Source organism: Klebsiella sp. JN_Kp127, assembly GCF_040062505.1.
GTDB classification, from domain to species: Bacteria; Pseudomonadota; Gammaproteobacteria; order Enterobacterales; family Enterobacteriaceae; genus Klebsiella; species Klebsiella quasipneumoniae.
In genome coordinates this window covers 45,210-61,405 of sequence record NZ_JBEAHS010000038.1, presented here as the reverse complement: position 1 = coordinate 61,405, position 16,196 = coordinate 45,210, and the positions used below count along the sequence as shown (strand labels likewise).

The window sequence follows — 16,196 nt, the reverse complement described above, 5'->3', positions numbered from 1 at the left end:
TGACCTGACGCGCGTAATGTGACGAAAAGCGCATTTCCAGGAGAAACGCCGCTTTTTGACTATATTCAGGACTGACGTGATGCAAAAGGAGCGGAGTAGGGATGAGCAGAACCCGTAAAACGTTGGTTATCATCACAGGAACGATACTGTTGCTGATCGTTCTCTTCTTTATCGTGTTGGCCACCTTCGACTGGAACCGGCTGAAGCCGACGATTAATCAAAAAGTGTCTGCCGAGCTGAACCGCCCGTTCGCCATCCGCGGCGATCTCGGCGTGGTCTGGGAGCGGCAGCCGGAGGAGCGCGGCTGGCGCAGCTGGATCCCGTGGCCCCATGTGCACGCGGAAGATATCGTGCTGGGCAACCCGCCGGCCATTCCCCAGGTGACCATGATCCACCTGCCGCGGGTGGAGGCGACCCTCGCCCCGCTGGCGCTGCTGAGCAAAACGGTGTATCTGCCGTGGATCAAGCTGGAACAGCCCGACGTGCGGCTGATCCGCCTGGCGGAAGACAACAATAACTGGACCTTTCAGCTGGCTGGCGATCAGCGTGCCGCGGGGGACAGCGCCCCCTCCAGCTGGTCTTTCCGCCTCGATAACATTCTCTTCGATCGCGGGACTATCGCCATTGATGACAAGATCACCCGCAGCGATATCACCATCCTCGTCGATCCCCTCGGCAAACCGCTGCCGTTCAGCGAAGTCACTGGCACGAAGGATCGGCATAGCGCGGCGAAACCAGGCGACTACGTCTTTGGCCTGTCGCTGAAGGGCCGCTATAAGGACCAGCCGGTCACCGGCAACGGTAAAATCGGCGGCATGCTGGCTCTGCGCAGCGCAAGCACGCCTTTCCCGCTGCAGGGCGACTTCCGCTCCGGCAATACGCGGGTGGCGTTCAGCGGCACGGTCAGCGATCCGCTCAACGTCGGCGGCATTGACCTGCGGCTGAAATTCGCCGGCGATTCGCTGCGCGATCTCTACGACCTGACCGGCGTGCTGCTGCCGGAGACGCCGTCGTTCTCCACCGACGGCCGTCTGCGCGCCGACTTTAAGCAGAAAAACAGCATGCGCTTTGACTATCAGAATTTTAACGGCCGGATCGGCGATAGCGACATTCATGGCTCCCTGACCTATACCACTGGCAAACCGCGGCCGAAGCTCAGCGGCGACATGGAGTCGAAGCAGCTGCGGCTGGCGGATCTCGGGCCCTTAATCGGCGTCGACTCCGGCAAAGGGACGAAGAAAAGCGCAGTGCGCCAGGCAGGCGATCGGCCGCAGCCGGCGGGTAAAGTGCTGCCGGCGGACCGCTTTGAAACCGATAAATGGCAGGTGATGGATGCCGATGTGCGCTTTAAGGGCCGGAGAATTGAGCACGGCGGTACGCTGCCGATCAGCGATCTGGCGACCCACGTGATCCTGGAGGATGGCGACCTGCGCCTGCAGCCGGTGCGCTTTGGCCTGGCCAACGGGTCGATTGCCGGCAGCGTGCACCTGCAGGGCGATAAAAAGCCGCTGCAGGGTGAGGCCAATCTGCAGGCGCGGCGCCTGAAGCTGAAGGCGCTGATGCCGAACGTCGAGATGATGCAGAAAACCCTCGGCGAGATGAATGGCGACGTTCAGCTGCGCGGCAGCGGCAACTCGGTGGCGGCCCTGCTCGGCAACAGCAACGGCAACCTGAAGCTGCTGATGAATGACGGCCTGATCAGTCGCAACCTGATGGAAATTCTCGGCCTTAACGTCGGCAACTACCTGATCGGCCAGATTTTTGGCGATGAGGAGGTTCGGGTGAACTGCGCGGCGGCCAATATCGACGTGACCAACGGCGTCGCCCGGCCGCAGATTTTTGCCTTCGATACGGAAAACGCGCTGATCAATGTGACCGGGACCGCCAGCTTCGCCTCCGAGCAGCTGGACCTGACCATCGATCCGGAAAGCAAAGGCTTTCGGGTGATCACTCTGCGTTCCCCGCTGTATGTTCGCGGCACCTTTAAATCGCCGCAGGCGGGGGTGAAGGCCGGGCCGCTGATTGTCCGCGGCGCGGTAGCGGCGGCCCTGGCAACCCTGGTGACGCCGGCTGCCGCGCTGCTGGCGCTGATATCCCCGGCGGAGGGCGATAGCAACCAGTGCCGGACCATATTGTCGCAGATGAAAAAGTAGGGGAGAGCCCTGACGCCAGCGGCGTCAGGGCGAAGGATCACAACGACTGGTGGCGGGTCTCGTGGGTCAGCAGCAGGGCGATCAGCGTCAGCGCCGCCATCGCCGCCAGATAGGTGCCGACCGCCGCGAGGCCATAGTTGCCCTGCAGCCAGGCGGCAATGTACGGCGCGACCGAGGCGCCGAGGATCGACGACACGTTATAGGAGAACGACGCCCCGGTGTAGCGCACTTCCGTCGGGAACAGCTCCGGCAGCAGCGCGCCCATCGGGCCAAAGGTCAGTCCCATCAGGCTTAAGCCCAGCAGCAGGAAGGCAAAAACCAGCAGCGGGTTACCGGAACCCAGCAGCGGTTTAAAGGCGAACAGGGCGAACAAAATAATCATCGTGGTGATGATAATCATGCTCTTACGACGACCAAAGGCGTCCGCCAGCAGGCCGGCGATCGGCACCATCACGCCAAAGCCAATCACCGCCATCATCAGCATCCACAGCACTTCGTTACGCGGCAGGCCCAGGCCATTCGGCGCCGCGCCGGTGCTGAAGGTCATCGAGTAGACGGTCATGATGTAGAACAGGGTATAGGTTGCCAGCATGATGAAGGTGCCCAGCACCGTCACGCGGACGTGTTTGGTCAACAGGGTACCCAGCGGGATTTTGACCTGTTTTTTCGCCGCCGCCACTTTGGCGAAGACCGGGGTCTCATGCAGCGAAACGCGAACATACAGACCGATGATCACCAGCACCGCGGAGAAGATAAACGGCACGCGCCAGCCCCACTCCATAAACTGCTGATCGGTTAACAGCCAGGAGAGCAGCAGGAAGGTGCCGTTGGCGAAGAAGAAGCCGATCGGCGCGCCCAGCTGCGGGAAGGAGCCATACAGGGCGCGCTTGCGCGCCGGGGCGTTTTCCGTTGCCAGCAGCGCTGCGCCGCCCCACTCCCCTCCGAGGCCAAGTCCCTGACCGAAGCGCGCCAGCGCCAGCAGCATCGGCGCGACAATGCCAATGCTTTCATAGCCGGGCAGCAGGCCGATCACCACAGTGGAGATCCCCATGGTTAACAGCGAGGCCACCAGGGTGACCTTCCGGCCGACACGATCGCCGAAGTGGCCGAACAGCGCGGAGCCTATTGGCCGGGCGACGAAGGCGATGGCGAAGGTGGCCAGCGACTGCAGGGTGGCCGCGGCGGCATCGCCCTGCGGGAAGAAGATATGCGGGAAGACGATGACCGCGGCAGTGGCATAAATGTAGAAGTCGAAAAACTCAATGGCGGTGCCAATGAGCGAGGCGACAACGACTTTATTGCGTGAGTTGACCGGGGCGGTTTCCTGCGTGTTTTCGAGTGTGGTGGCTGTGGCTTGCATAGATCTTTCTTATTTTTGCGCGAACGAAAAGCCATATAGCCACAGCCATCGGGACATTTCAATCTGTAACAAACGCGGAAAATGAGCAAAAAAGAGGCAAAAAGCGGATAATTTTTACGCCAGAAAAAATAGTTCTATGAAATGCTTCACACAATTAAAAAGATAGAGAATAAAACCAGTTTTTCGTTAAATAAAAGTTACGTCCTGGATTTATCTGCTGAAATCAAGCGCGAGGATGAATTTTGCCTCTTTTATTCATCCTCGCAATACCTCAGCGGTGGGTTTTGCCCGGCATCCGCCGGTCGTCTTTATACTCCGCGGTGGCGATCCACGCGGCGCAGAACAGCGTCAGGCGGGCAAAGAAATAGAAAAAGGCCATCAGCCCCAGCACCGATCCGAACGCTGCCCCGGAAGGGGATTTCACCAGCGCCGGCAGCGTCCAGGTCATGACGATTTTGATGATTTCAAAGCCAATCGCCGCGATAAGCGTGCCGCGAAACAGGGCTTTGCGCCGCGGACGGTGGCGCGGCAGCCGCCAGAAGATCCAGAAAAAGAGCAGATAGTTGGCAAAAATCGAGATGGCGAGACCGATCAGCCGCCAGGCGGGTTTCAGCCATTCAATATTGTCCAGATACAGCGCGGAGATAATCAACTGCTGGGCGGAACCGGCGACAGAGGTGATCGACAGCGTAATAATCAGCGCCACCAGCAGACCGATCAGCGAGATAAGATCGCGGAAGTATTTTATCCAGATTTTCTCCTCGTCCTGCGGCCGGCGCTCCCAGACGTCGCGCGACTGAGCGCGGATCGCTTCGCGCAGGTTGCCCATCCAGTTAATACCGGAATAGAGCGCCACCAGCAGGCCGACGAGGCCGACGGCGGTGCGCTGCTGCACCGCGGTGTTGATGGTGTTTTTCAGCGTCGCCGCCAGCGTCGGGTCGCTGACGTTTTGCAGAATTTTGTCGAAAATGTCCTGCAGCAGGGTCGGATGCCAGGCCAGCACGAAGCCGGCGGCGGCAAACGAGACCATCAGGATCGGGATCATCGACAGGAACGAGAAGTAGGTGATGGCCGCGCCGAACTGATTGCCCAGCCGGTCGTTGAAGCGCTCTGCGGCGCGTATCAGGTGGGCGACTACCGGGTTGCGCTGCACTTTGGCCGCCGTTCCGGTGACGGTCTTCAGCGCCTGGCTGGCTTTTTGCCCGACGGCCGTGTCATTGAGCGCGTCGAGGGGGCTTTTGTTTTTCTCCGGCTGCGTGTCCGGTTCCTGTGGGGGGCGTCGATCGTCGTTTTCCGGCGTCATACGTGATTTCTTCCTTTTTTACCGCGAGATTCAGCAAAAAGTATACCTTAAATGCCGTATCCTGCAGGAACGCATCTGCCCGCCCCCCGTTCACCCTCCGCGCGGATCAATCGACGTAATCTTTCATCAGCCCGCCCAGCCACTCCATAAACAGATGCACGCGGCGGGAGAGATTGCGCCGGTGCGGGTAGATAAGCGAGACCGGCAGCGGCTCAGCGCGGTACTGGGGCAGGATCTCAATCAGTTCGCCGGCGCGTAACGCCTCGCGCACGCCGGTGCGTGGCACCTGAATAATTCCCAGCCCGGCGATACAGGCCGCCTGATAGGTTTCCGTGCTGTTGACCGTCAATATGCCGCCGCTTTTTACCCAGCGCACGGCGCCGTCGATCACCACCTCGAAGCCGGAAGGACGGACCCCGAGGGTGCTGGCGTAGTGGATCAGGGCATGATCCGCCAGATCCTCCAGGGATTGCGGGTAGCCAAAACGGGTCAGGTAGTCCGGGCTGGCGCAGTTAATTTGCGTCAGCTTGCCCAGCGGGCGGGCGATAAGCCCGGAGTCTTTGAGCGCGCCGACGCGCACCACGCAGTCAAACCCCTCGCGGATCACGTCCACCAGCCGGTCGCTGCTGCTCAGCTCCAGTTCGATGCCCGGATACTGCTGCAAAAAAGCCGGCAGGTGCGGGATCACCAGCTTTTTGGCAAAACCGACCGGCATATCCACCCGCAGCCGGCCGCTGATGCTCGCCGGATCGTGCTGGAACATACCGTCCAGTTCGTCGAGGTTGCTCAGCAGATCCTTCGCCCGCTCGTAGTAGACCATTCCATCCTGGGTGAGCTGAACCCGGCGGGTGGTGCGGTGCAGGAGCCGCACGCCAAGATGGCTTTCCAGAGCCTGAATCTGCCGCGAGACGCTGCCTTTCGGCAGCGCCAGGGTCTCGGCGGCGCGGGAGAAACTCTCCAGATCCGCTACGCGAATGAATAACTGCATTGCATGAATTTTATCCATGCCGATGGCCTATTGTTGTTGTGAATGAAACAGTAAAACGTAATGTAGCGTATTTATTGTTTCACTGGCAGTTAATAAGCTGGAACACAATCACAACGCAACCTGAAAGGGGTCTTCTCATGACACAACGTATCGCTTTAGTGACCGGCGGCAGCCGCGGTCTGGGTAAAAACGCCGCGTTGAAGCTGGCGGCGAAGGGAACCGACATTCTTCTGACCTATCACAGCAACCGCCAGGCGGCGCTCGAGGTGGTGGCGGAGATTGAGCAAAAAGGGGTGAAGGCGGCAGCATTGGCGCTGAACGTCGGCGATCCTTCAACATTCGACGACTTCGCCAGCGAGGTGGCGCAGGTGCTGGCGCAGAAGTGGGGACGCACCACCTTTGATTATTTACTGAACAACGCCGGGATCGGCCTCAACGTCCCCTTCGCCGAGACCAGCGAAGCGCAGTTTGACGAGCTGATGAACATTCAGTTCAAAGGCCCGTTTTTCCTGACCCAGCGGCTGCTGCCCCTCCTGCAGGACGGGGGGCGCATCCTCAACGTTTCCAGCGGCCTGGCGCGCTTTGCCCTGCCGGGCTATGCGGCCTACGCCGCGATGAAGGGGGCGATGGAGGTTCTGACCCGCTATCAGGCGAAAGAGCTGGGCGGACGGGGGATATCGGTGAACATCATCGCGCCGGGGGCCATTGAGACCGACTTTGGCGGCGGGGTGGTGCGCGATAACGCCGAGGTGAATCGGCATATCGCCGCCCAGACCGCGCTGGGGCGCGTCGGGCTGCCGGATGATATCGGCGACGCCATCGCCGCCCTGCTCAGCGATGAGCTGGCGTGGATGAACGCGCAGCGCGTGGAAGTCTCGGGAGGGATGTTCCTCTGAACCCCGCTGTCGTCAGACCGTGAGCGGCGGTGCGCTAGGGCGCATCGCCCTCCGCGCGCAGCCGACCGAACAGCCAGTCGTTGTGCCAGCGCCCGTTGAGCCAGTAGTTCTCCCGCAGCTCCCCCTCCAGTCGGAACCCGGCTTTGAGCAGTAACTGCTTGGACGCCTCGTTGCCGGCGGTGACGCTGGCGGTCAGGCGGCGGACGCCGCCGGTAGTGAAGGCGTAGTCGCACAGCGCGCGCAGCGATTCGTAGCCGTAGCCACGCCCCTGCGCCGCCGGAGCGAAGAGAAAGCCGACCTCGGCAATGTCGCGCTGATGATGTTGGTAACCGGTGAGGCCGAGCGGGGTATGGGTCAGCCTGTCGCGCACCACCAGGCACAGCCAGTGTTCATCCCCGGGCGTCCACGGCGGCAGCCGCGAATCGAACGCCTCGCGGATGGCCGCCTGCGGCCTGGGGTCGGCCACGTAAAGCATGACCTGCGGATCCTGCTGCAGGGAAAGAAAAAACGACCAGTCGTCCAGCTGCAGCGGTGAGCAGCGCAGGCGCGGCGTCAGAAGTTCAGGCATAAGCGTCATTCCGGGCAGGGCGAATCCTCTGAACATAGCAGGAGAAGGCCGCCGGGAACAGCCCGACTAGGTTGGCTCGCCGTAGAGGCCAATCAGCCGGCGCACGACGCCGTTGGTCCAGCCGAAGCCATCCTGCAGGGGATACTCCCCGCCGCCGCCCTCATGCGGAACGCCGGTGGCGATGTGGTATTTCTCAATCAGTTTGTGGTGCTGCTTGTAGAAGTGGTTGACCGTCTGCAGCCAGCTCCAGGCGATCTCATCGCCCAGCGGATCCTGGCCGTAGCGTTTAAATCCCTGCACCGCCATCCACTGCAGCGGCGCCCAGCCGTTGGGTTTATCCCACTGCTCGCCGCTCTCGTATTCGGTGGCCATGATCCCGCCGGGGGTGAGCAGGCGGGCCCGCACCGCATCGGCAAGGCGTTCCGCCTGTTCGTGGGTCGCCAGGCCGACGTAAAGGGTGACAATGCTGGCGGCGGAAAACAGCGCCAGCTGTTCGCGGCGCCAGTCATAATCGCGAAAACAGCCGTTCTCATCGTCCCACAGATAGCGGTTAACCGCCGCCCGCCGATCCTGAGCCTTCTGGCGGAAGGCCGCTTCCGTCTCGCGATCGCCCTTCAGGCCGGAGAGGTTGGCGATGGTCGTCTCCAGCTTGAACAGGAAGGCGTTCAGGTCGATGGGGATAAACTGCGTGGTGCGGATACTGGCCAGTCGCGTGATATCCCGCAGCCAGCGGCTGGAGTAGTCCCAGCCGGACGCGGCGCCCGCCCGCAGGTCGCGGTAGACTTCATTGGCCGGCCGTCCGGAGTGTCGGGCGGTCTCCACGTCCTCGCGCCACGATTCATCCCGCGGCGTGTCCCGGTCGTCCCAGTAGCGATTGAGCAGGGAGCCATCCGGCATGCGCACCACGTGCCGATACGCCTGATGCGGGATCAGCGACTCGGCGCCGTCCATCCAGAAGGCATGCTCCATCTTCAGATGATCCAGATAGCGCTTCGCGCCGCGCACGCCGTCCTCTTCAAAGAGTTCGACCATCAGGGCGAACACCGGGGGCTGCGAGCGGCTGAGGTAGTAGGTGCGGTTGCCGTTCGGAATGTGACCGTAGGTTTCAATCAGCCAGGCGAAGTTATCGGCCATGCATTTCAGCAGATCTTCCCGGCCGCTCTCCGCCAGCCCCAGCATGGTGAAATAAGAGTCCCAGTAATAGGTTTCGCTAAAGCGACCGCCGGGCACGATATAGGCCTGCGGCAGCGCCAGCAGCGATGACCAGGGGATATGATCCTGAGGCTCGCGGGTCAACACCGGCCATAGTTTATCGATATGCTCTTTCAGCGTCAGGCTGGGGTCGGAGGTGTAGACGTCGGTATGGCTCTCCGGCAGCCAGAAATTATCCTCAACGAACTGCCGCAGGTCGAAATCGGGCTGGCGTTTGACCTTCCGGTAGTTCCGCAGGATGTCCAGCGGGTCGTGTTTCGGCGCGCAGTCGGGAAAAGTTTTGCTGTCGGCAAAAATGCGTGATTTCTGCACGTTGGTAAACAGCTCAAGATAGCGATCCGCCGGGGTGAGGGCATCGGAGGCCGGAAGCCCCTCGATCACCTCAGGCTCCGGTTCAGCGTCAATCATCTCATCCAGCTTTAATTCGTACGGATCGGCTTCGTAGCAGGGATCGATGTCGATCCTTAACTCGTCGTCTTCAACGTGGCGTAATTTCTGGCTGAACATAGCGATACGGACCTCCGGATAGCGTGAGTTCGCGGCCGGGCGTACCCGGCCTTGTCTTTTAAGCGTAGACAGTCGCTTCGGTGAGTGTGAAGTAAACTGTGCGTTAGATCACGCTTTTCCGCCTGCAGGGGACGCGGTGATTTCTAATTAACACCTTGATAAATAATAAATAAGTTCGCGATTAGGTGAAGATAAAATTCGGAGCATTCATTATGCAACAAAATTTTATCCCGGCGCGCTCACTCCCACGCCGCCTCCAGCATCTCCAGCAGCTGTTCGCTGCTCAGGCTGACCGGATTGGCCTTCATCGACGAGGAGGTGCTGGCGGCCAGCGCCGCCGGCTCCAGGGCGTCGCGCGCCACGCCGAGGTCGCGCAGGGTGCCGAGACCGGCGCGATGGCTCCATTCCTGCAGACTGTCCCAGACCCGATCCGCCGGGACCTCCAGCCCGTCGGCCAGCCAGCGGCGAACGTCGTTGAAGCGCTGGCGCAGAGCGGGGTCGTTTATCTGCGACTCATTCAGCGCCAGCCCAAACGGCAGCAGGCTGCCGCATAAGGCGCCGTGCGAGGCGCGGCTCAGGCCGCCCAGCGGGCCGGCGAGGCCGTGGATCACCCCCAGCCCGGCGTTCGCCAGCGCCACTCCGCCGCACAGGCTGACCCAGGCCATCTCGTCGCGGCTGGCCGGGCACTCTTTTTCCATCAGAACCTTCAGCGCGCGGATGCCGCGCGGGATCGCCTGCTGACAGAGGGCGTCGGTGAAAGGGGTGGCCCGGCTGCAGAGCCAGGGCTCGATCACCTGGGTCAGGGCGTCGAGGCCGGAGCTCAGGGTGATACTGCGCGGCGCGTTGTCGGTTAGCGCCGGGTCGACAATGGCCAGGTCAGGCAGCATCCGGTCGTCGCGCAGGCTCACTTTCCGCTGCTGTTCCACGACGTTGATCACCGCGTTTTTAGTGACTTCCGCACCTGTGCCCGCGGTGGTGGGGATCGCCACGAACGGCAGCGGGCTGGCTTCCAGCTGACGGCCGGTTCCCACGACTTCCAGATAGTCGACCAGCGGGCCGGTGGCGGGCGCCAGCGCCGCAATCGCTTTACCGGCGTCAATCACCGCGCCGCCGCCGAGGCTGACCACCGCCCTGATCCCTTTCTCGCGCGCCAGCTGGACGCCCTGCTCAATATCGATAAGCCAGGGTTCGCGGCTTATCGCCAGCGTCGTGACCGCCAGCTGCAGCGCCTCCAGCTGATGGCGGAGAAACGCCGCCCGCTGCGGGCTGGCGCCATGCACCAGCAGAACAGGACCGCCCTGCTGCGCCAGCCAGGGGGCGGCGCTCTGGGCCTGACCGCGGCCAAAACGAATATTTGCAGGCATCAAAACGGTAAAAGGGGTCAACATGTCGGGTTCCTTTTCGGCAAACAGGCTGGAATCAACTATACACATTATCCAGCGCTCTGCCTTGTTGCTGGCTGGCAATAGAGTAGAGTGAATGAACTCTCTTTTATGGCTGAGGAATCGCTGACGATGCTAACAATTCTGGGCAAACGCTCTTCAATCAATGTACGGAAAGTGCTGTGGACCTGCGAGGAGATCGGGCTGGCGTACCAGCAGGAGGATTACGGCAGCGGGTTTAAGCCCCTGGACACCCCCGAATTTCAGCGCCTGAATCCTAACAGCCTGGTGCCGGTGCTGCTGGACGATGACTTTGTGCTCTGGGAGTCGAACAGTATCTGCCGCTATCTGGCGCGAAAAGCGGAGCGCTGGGATCTGCTGCCCGCCGGGCCGCAGCCCGCCGCCGAGGTGGAGCACTGGATGGACTGGCAGGCGACCGAGTTCAATAATGCCTGGCGCCATGCTTTTATGGGGCTGGTGCGTAAAGATCCCCGCTTTCAGGATCCGGCGGCGATTAAAGAGAGCATTGCCGCCTGGACCCACTGCGTGCGCATTGTCGAAGCGCAGCTGCAGCGGACCGGGGCGTGGGTCGCCGGCGAGCGCTTCACCCTGGCTGATATTGTGCTGGGCCTGTCGGTGCATCGCTGGAAGATGACGCCCTTTGCCCATCCGGAAATGCCGGCCGTGGAGCGCTGGTATATGGCGCTCAATCAGCGCCCGGCGTTTATGCGCTATGGAAATAACGGCGTGGCGTAGCGAACGGGCCAGGGCCTTATCGATTTTTCAGCGTATTCGCTTTGCACTGGCGGGGTAATGCCGCTACGATCCCGCGTCTATTTTTTATCCCATCCCAAATAACGTGTGGCAGGCAGGTGCAGTTTGAAAAAACGGTTAGGCCTTGTGCTACTGGCATTACTGTTGATTTCAGGCTGTTCCGGCACGCTGTCGCAAATGAGCCCGCCCAGCAATGAAACCAGTCTGACAGGGCGCAACGGTCAGCGGCTTTCCGTCGATGATTATGTCAGGCATTACATGCGCGAGAAGCAGGTCAGCGGCATGGTGGTGGCAATTATTCATCATAACGGCCCGGCGGAGTTTCACTGCTTCGGCGTGACCGATGACCAACATCGCTACCCGATAACCCCGCATACGCTGTTTGCCCTCGGCTCGCTGAGCAAAGGGGTTACCGCCGAAGTGGTCACGATGCTGGTGAACGAAGGCCGTTTCCACTGGCACGACACGCTGCAGACCCTGCTGCCGCCGGGTACCGCGCTGAGTGAGGATGCCCGTAAGATAACCTTGCTGCAGCTGGTGACGCATACCTCAGGGCTGCCGCGGCAACCGATGAATATGCTGTCGCTTGAGCACCTGCTGGCCTATCTCAACGATGGCGAGAACTTCTACCATGAGCTCGATGCCGATGGCGTACTGAGTTATCTGCAGAATTTCCAGGCCCCGGCGGAACCGGCGCCGAGTTACTCCAACCTCGGCTACGCGATCCTCGGCTATCTTCTCCAGTACCAGACTGGCGAATCGATTGAGACGCTGGCCTCGCGGATGATCTTCCGCCCGCTGGCGATGGGGAACACCAGCTTCCTGCCGCAAACGCTGCGTGATTATCCGTGGCGGGCGCTGGGCCATGCTGGCGATCAGCCGAAGTTTAAACCCCGCGGCGCGCTGACGCCGGACTGGCAGTTCCGTCATAACATGGTCGGCGCGGCGAGTTTGTACAGCGACGCCGGGGATCTGATTCACTATGCCCGCGCCCACTTCGCGCCCACCGGTCAGGCGGCGCTGGACCAGGCATTCCGCGACGTTAGCGTCGACTATTATCCGCGACGGATTGAAGCGGCGAATATCGCCTGGGTAACAGACACGTTCGGCGAGCAGCAATTAACCTATCAGGTGGGGTACATCGGCGGCTATTCGAGCTATATCGGTTTTGATAAAGCGAATCAGAATGCGGTGGTGGTGCTGCAAAACAGCTTTAACTGGAGCAACTATATCGGCCACCAGATCCTGCGTCACCTGGCGGCGCAATAAAAAAGCCCCGTCCGGAGACGGGGCTGCGCGCCTTAGCGCATGGTGACAAACTCTTCTGCCGCCGTTGGGTGAATGGCGACGGTGTTGTCGAAGTCTTTTTTGGTGGCGCCCATCTTCAACGCCACCGCAAAGCCCTGCAGCATCTCATCCATCCCGAAGCCGATGCCATGGATACCGACAATCTTCTCTTCCGGGCCGACGCACACCAGCTTCATGCGGCACGGCTGGCGGTGCGAGGTGACAGCGGTGTACATCGCGGTGAAGGAGGATTTGTAGACCTTCACGGCGTCGTCGCCATACTGCTCGCGCGCCTGCGGCTCGGTTAAGCCGACGGTGCCGATAGGCGGGTGGCTGAAGACCACGGTCGGAATGTTGTTGTAGTCCAGATGCTCTTCCGGTTTGTTGTTAAACAGGCGTTCGGAGAGACGACGGCCTGCGGCCACGGCCACCGGGGTCAGCTCAACGGCGCCGGTGTTATCGCCCACGGCGTAGATGCCCGGCACGCTGGTGTTCTGGAACTTATCGACGACGATGTAGCCTTTATCGTCAGTTTTCACGCCGGTAGCCGCCAGGTTAAAGTTATCGGTCGCCGGTTCGCGGCCAATCGCCCAGATCAGGCAGTCAACGGTCTGGCTGCGGCCATCTTCCAGCTCAAGGGTCAGGCTGCCGTCGGCATGCTTCACCACCGCTTTCGGGATGGCGTTGGTATGCAGCTGCGGGCCTTCGGCGTTCATCACTTCCACCAGCGTTTCGACGATCAGCGGATCGAAGTTGCGCAGCGGCGCGTGCTTGCGCACGAACAGGTGGGTTTCAGCGCCGAGGCCGTTAATCACCCCCGCCAGCTCAACGGCGATGTAGCCCGCGCCGACCACCGCCACGCGCTTCGGCAGCGCCGGCAGTTCGAAGAAACCGTCGGAATCAATACCGTATTCCACGCCCGGAATGTTCGGGTGGCTCGGACGGCCGCCGGTGGCGATCAGGATATGATCGGCCGTAATGGTCTCGCCGTTCACTTCCACTGTGTGGGCATCGACAAAGCGCGCAAAGCCTTTAATCACGTCGACGTTGTTCTTACCCAGCACGTTGTCGTAGGAGGTATGAATGCGATCGATATAGGCGCTGCGGCTGGCGACCAGCTTCTCCCAGTCGAAATGGTTGATGGTGGTATCGAAACCGTAGTCCGGGCCGTACAGATGAATCGCTTCGCGGATCTGCGCCGCATGCCACATCACTTTTTTCGGCACGCAGCCGACGTTGACGCAGGTGCCGCCCAGCGCTTTGGCTTCAATCAGCGCGCACTTCTGGCCGTACATGGCCGCACGGTTAATCGAGGCGATACCGCCGCTACCGCCGCCGATGGCGAGGTAATCATAATGTTTGCTCATGCCCATATGTCCTTAATCGTTGATTGCCGCGATTGTAACGCGAGGCGTAAAAGGTTCCACCGATGGTTGCGATTACTCCGGCACGATCCAGCTGACGGTCGTGTGACCGGTACCGGCCGGCACCAGCTTGCTGTGCAGCCACGGCAGCACATTGTTCATCTGCTGCTCCAGCTTCCACGGCGGGTTGATGACGATCATCCCGGAGGCGGTCATGCCGCGCTGGTCGCTGTCAGGACGTACCGCCAGCTCAATCTGCAGAATCTTGCGAATGCCAGTGGCTTCTAAGTCTTTGATCATGCGTTTGATCTGCGCGCGCAGCACCACCGGGTACCACAGCGCGTAGGTGCCGGTGGCGAAGCGTTTGTAGCCTTCGTTAATTCCGGTCACCACCGCCTGATAGTCGGTTTTAATTTCGTACGGCGGGTCGATCAGAATCAGACCGCGGCGCGAGACCGGCGGCAGTTTGGCTTTCAGCTGCTGGTAGCCATCGGCTTTATCGACGCGCGCGCGGCTGTCTTTCTGAAACTCGGCGCGCAGCAGCGGGAAGTCGCTCGGGTGCAGCTCGGTCATCTGCAGGCTGTCCTGCTCGCGCAGCAGCTGGCGGGCGATCAGCGGAGAACCCGGGTAGTAGCGCAGCTGGCCGTTACGGTTGAAGTGTTCGACCACCGAAATATAGGGCTCAAGCTCTGCCGGCAGGTCGTCCTGCTGCCAGATGCGGGCGATGCCTTCGAGATACTCGCCGGTACGCTCGGCGTGCTCGCCGCTCAGCTGATAGCGGCCCGCGCCGGCGTGGGTGTCCAGGTAGAGAAACGGTTTTTCTTTCTCTTTCAGCGCTTCAATGATCAGGCTCTGAACGGTGTGTTTGAGGACGTCGGCGTGGTTGCCTGCGTGAAAGCTGTGGCGATAACTGAGCATGGATGCAGAGATTCCGGGAAATAAACAAGTTAACCGATAGTTTACCGCAGATCGGCCGAGATTACCGCTGCGCCGCCGCGCTGTTTCATTTCTGCCAAAAGCGTTGCAAAACATAACGCTGTCATAAAAGCGTCAAACGGCCGCGCTAGCGTCGGAGACAAGCAAGGTAATTGTTTGAATAAAAGGAAAAATAATGAAAAAGCAACTCTCGCTGCTGGCCGTCGCGCTGCTGCTGGCGCAACCGGTTCTGGCTAAATACATCCCGCTGAACAAGGCGGCGGCCCTCGCCAATAGCGTGACGCCGGCTGCCTCCAGTCAGGCGTATGACGATCTTGAGCAACAGGCGCTGGCGCAGTTGCGCCACGCGCTGCAAGGGGATGCCGCGACGCTGACCCGCGATCGGTTGGCGCACACGAAACAAAACAAAACCCAGGCCGATACCGCCTGGCTGAAGGCCAGCGGCTACGACTTCCAGACCCGGGCAAACCAGCAGGCGGATATTGCGCTACTGTCGGCGTTCAGCCGTCTGCCGGAGACCGTCGTGAAGCAGAATCTGGCGACGGTGACCGCCATCAACCGCGACGCCGTGCAGACCACCCGCCGTCAGGCGCTGGCCGATGCGCAAGGGATTAGCTACCTCTATTTCCTCAGCGACGCGCTGGGGCCTCGTCTGGGCAACGCGTTTCTGACCGCCTATGACCAGGGCGCGCTGGGGAAAGCGGCGGCGCTGATCAAAGCCTCGGAAGTCAGCACCGGCGAGGCGAAAAAGCACTTCCACAATCCGCGGCCGTTCCTGGTCCAGGGCAACACCATTCACCTGGTGCCGGACGACGTGGTGGTGAAGGATAACCAGCCCTATACCGCCGACGGCGGCTCGTTCCCCAGCGGCCACACCAACACTGGCTATACCGATGCGCTGCTGCTGGCGGCGATGATCCCGGAGCGCTACGACGCGCTGGTGGCGCGCGGCGCCCGCTATGGCTACTCGCGCATTGTGCTGGGCGTCCACTATCCGCTGGACGTGATCGGCTCGCGGATGGTGGCCGAGCGCAACGTGGCCCATTATCTTAACGATCCGCGCTACCGGGTATTATTTAACGAAGCCCGCGATCAGCTGCGCGCCGCGCTGGCGAAAGCCTGCGGTACGTCGCTTGCCGAGTGCGCGAAGAGCAGCGTGAAAGACGATCCATGGCGCGATCCGGCGATGCATGATTTCACTCGTTTCGCCATGACCTACGACCTGCCGCGGCAGAAGGGTCCGCAGCCGCGCCTGCAGGCGCCGGAGGGGGCGGAAGTGCTGCTGGAGGCTGCCCTGCCGCAGCTGTCTGCGGCCCAGCGCCGGGCGCTGATGGTCAACACCGCGCTGCCGGCGGGCTACCCGCTGTCCGGCGCCACCCCCGAACAGCAGTTCTGGCAGCGGCTGAATCTGTCGGCGGCCTGGGAGATGGCGCAAAAAAGGCATTAATGCGGTTTCCGGCACGCTG

Annotated in this window: 13 protein-coding genes; 5 read left to right on the top strand and 8 right to left on the bottom strand. The window is 61.2% G+C overall.

The window, feature by feature from the left end; translation table 11 throughout:
• The first annotated feature begins 101 nt into the window (after positions 1-101).
• Positions 102-2,153: an AsmA family protein gene (locus tag ABLV04_RS14425; protein ID WP_044525006.1), complete on the top strand. Its 2,052-nt coding sequence runs from the start codon at positions 102-104 to the stop codon at positions 2,151-2,153.
• A 37-nt stretch (positions 2,154-2,190) separates the two neighbouring features.
• Here ABLV04_RS14425 and ABLV04_RS14420 read toward each other — a convergent pair whose 3' ends face one another.
• From ABLV04_RS14420 to ABLV04_RS14410, 3 genes are all read right to left on the bottom strand, one after another.
• The gene (locus ABLV04_RS14420; RefSeq protein ID WP_017900001.1) at positions 2,191-3,513 is read right to left on the bottom strand and encodes an MFS transporter; all 1,323 of its coding nucleotides are present in this window, start codon (positions 3,511-3,513) and stop codon (positions 2,191-2,193) included.
• 271 nt (positions 3,514-3,784) lie between these two features.
• Complete coding sequence (gene yhjD, locus ABLV04_RS14415; RefSeq protein ID WP_023291286.1) at positions 3,785-4,816, bottom strand: inner membrane protein YhjD; 1,032 nt, start codon at positions 4,814-4,816, stop codon at positions 3,785-3,787.
• 106 nt (positions 4,817-4,922) lie between these two features.
• On the bottom strand, positions 4,923-5,822 hold the full coding sequence (locus ABLV04_RS14410) for a LysR family transcriptional regulator (protein ID WP_023291285.1): 900 nt from the start codon (positions 5,820-5,822) through the stop codon (positions 4,923-4,925).
• Between the two features lie 119 nt (positions 5,823-5,941).
• On the opposite strand from ABLV04_RS14410, the gene ABLV04_RS14405 reads away from it, so the two are divergent.
• The gene (locus tag ABLV04_RS14405) at positions 5,942-6,700 is read left to right on the top strand and encodes an SDR family oxidoreductase (RefSeq protein ID WP_080820589.1); all 759 of its coding nucleotides are present in this window, start codon (positions 5,942-5,944) and stop codon (positions 6,698-6,700) included.
• A gap of 34 nt (positions 6,701-6,734) precedes the next feature.
• Here ABLV04_RS14405 and ABLV04_RS14400 read toward each other — a convergent pair whose 3' ends face one another.
• From ABLV04_RS14400 to ABLV04_RS14390, 3 genes are all read right to left on the bottom strand, one after another.
• The gene (locus ABLV04_RS14400) at positions 6,735-7,268 is read right to left on the bottom strand and encodes a GNAT family protein (RefSeq protein ID WP_023291283.1); all 534 of its coding nucleotides are present in this window, start codon (positions 7,266-7,268) and stop codon (positions 6,735-6,737) included.
• 66 nt (positions 7,269-7,334) lie between these two features.
• On the bottom strand, positions 7,335-8,987 hold the full coding sequence (locus ABLV04_RS14395; RefSeq protein ID WP_023291282.1) for an alpha,alpha-trehalase: 1,653 nt from the start codon (positions 8,985-8,987) through the stop codon (positions 7,335-7,337).
• A gap of 239 nt (positions 8,988-9,226) precedes the next feature.
• Positions 9,227-10,375 carry an iron-containing alcohol dehydrogenase gene (locus tag ABLV04_RS14390; RefSeq protein ID WP_110238012.1) on the bottom strand — a complete coding sequence of 383 codons (1,149 nt, stop codon included), beginning with the start codon at positions 10,373-10,375 and terminating at the stop codon, positions 9,227-9,229.
• A gap of 126 nt (positions 10,376-10,501) precedes the next feature.
• On the opposite strand from ABLV04_RS14390, the gene ABLV04_RS14385 reads away from it, so the two are divergent.
• A complete protein-coding gene (locus ABLV04_RS14385; RefSeq protein ID WP_218969107.1) occupies positions 10,502-11,125 on the top strand; it encodes a glutathione S-transferase in 624 nt (207 codons plus the stop codon).
• 195 nt (positions 11,126-11,320) lie between these two features.
• A complete protein-coding gene (locus ABLV04_RS14380; RefSeq protein WP_064158034.1) occupies positions 11,321-12,412 on the top strand; it encodes a serine hydrolase domain-containing protein in 1,092 nt (363 codons plus the stop codon).
• Between the two features lie 32 nt (positions 12,413-12,444).
• Here ABLV04_RS14380 and gorA read toward each other — a convergent pair whose 3' ends face one another.
• Together gorA and ABLV04_RS14370 are read right to left on the bottom strand one after the other, a co-directional pair.
• The gene (gene gorA / locus ABLV04_RS14375; protein WP_180266411.1) at positions 12,445-13,797 is read right to left on the bottom strand and encodes a glutathione-disulfide reductase; all 1,353 of its coding nucleotides are present in this window, start codon (positions 13,795-13,797) and stop codon (positions 12,445-12,447) included.
• A gap of 72 nt (positions 13,798-13,869) precedes the next feature.
• The gene (locus ABLV04_RS14370) at positions 13,870-14,712 is read right to left on the bottom strand and encodes a 23S rRNA (adenine(2030)-N(6))-methyltransferase RlmJ (protein WP_004204945.1); all 843 of its coding nucleotides are present in this window, start codon (positions 14,710-14,712) and stop codon (positions 13,870-13,872) included.
• 193 nt (positions 14,713-14,905) lie between these two features.
• Here ABLV04_RS14370 and ABLV04_RS14365 point away from each other — a divergent pair, with 193 nt between their 5' ends.
• Positions 14,906-16,177 (top strand): phosphatase PAP2 family protein, encoded by a 1,272-nt coding sequence (locus ABLV04_RS14365; RefSeq protein WP_180266410.1) that lies wholly within the window; start codon positions 14,906-14,908, stop codon positions 16,175-16,177.
• Positions 16,178-16,196 lie beyond the last annotated feature (19 nt).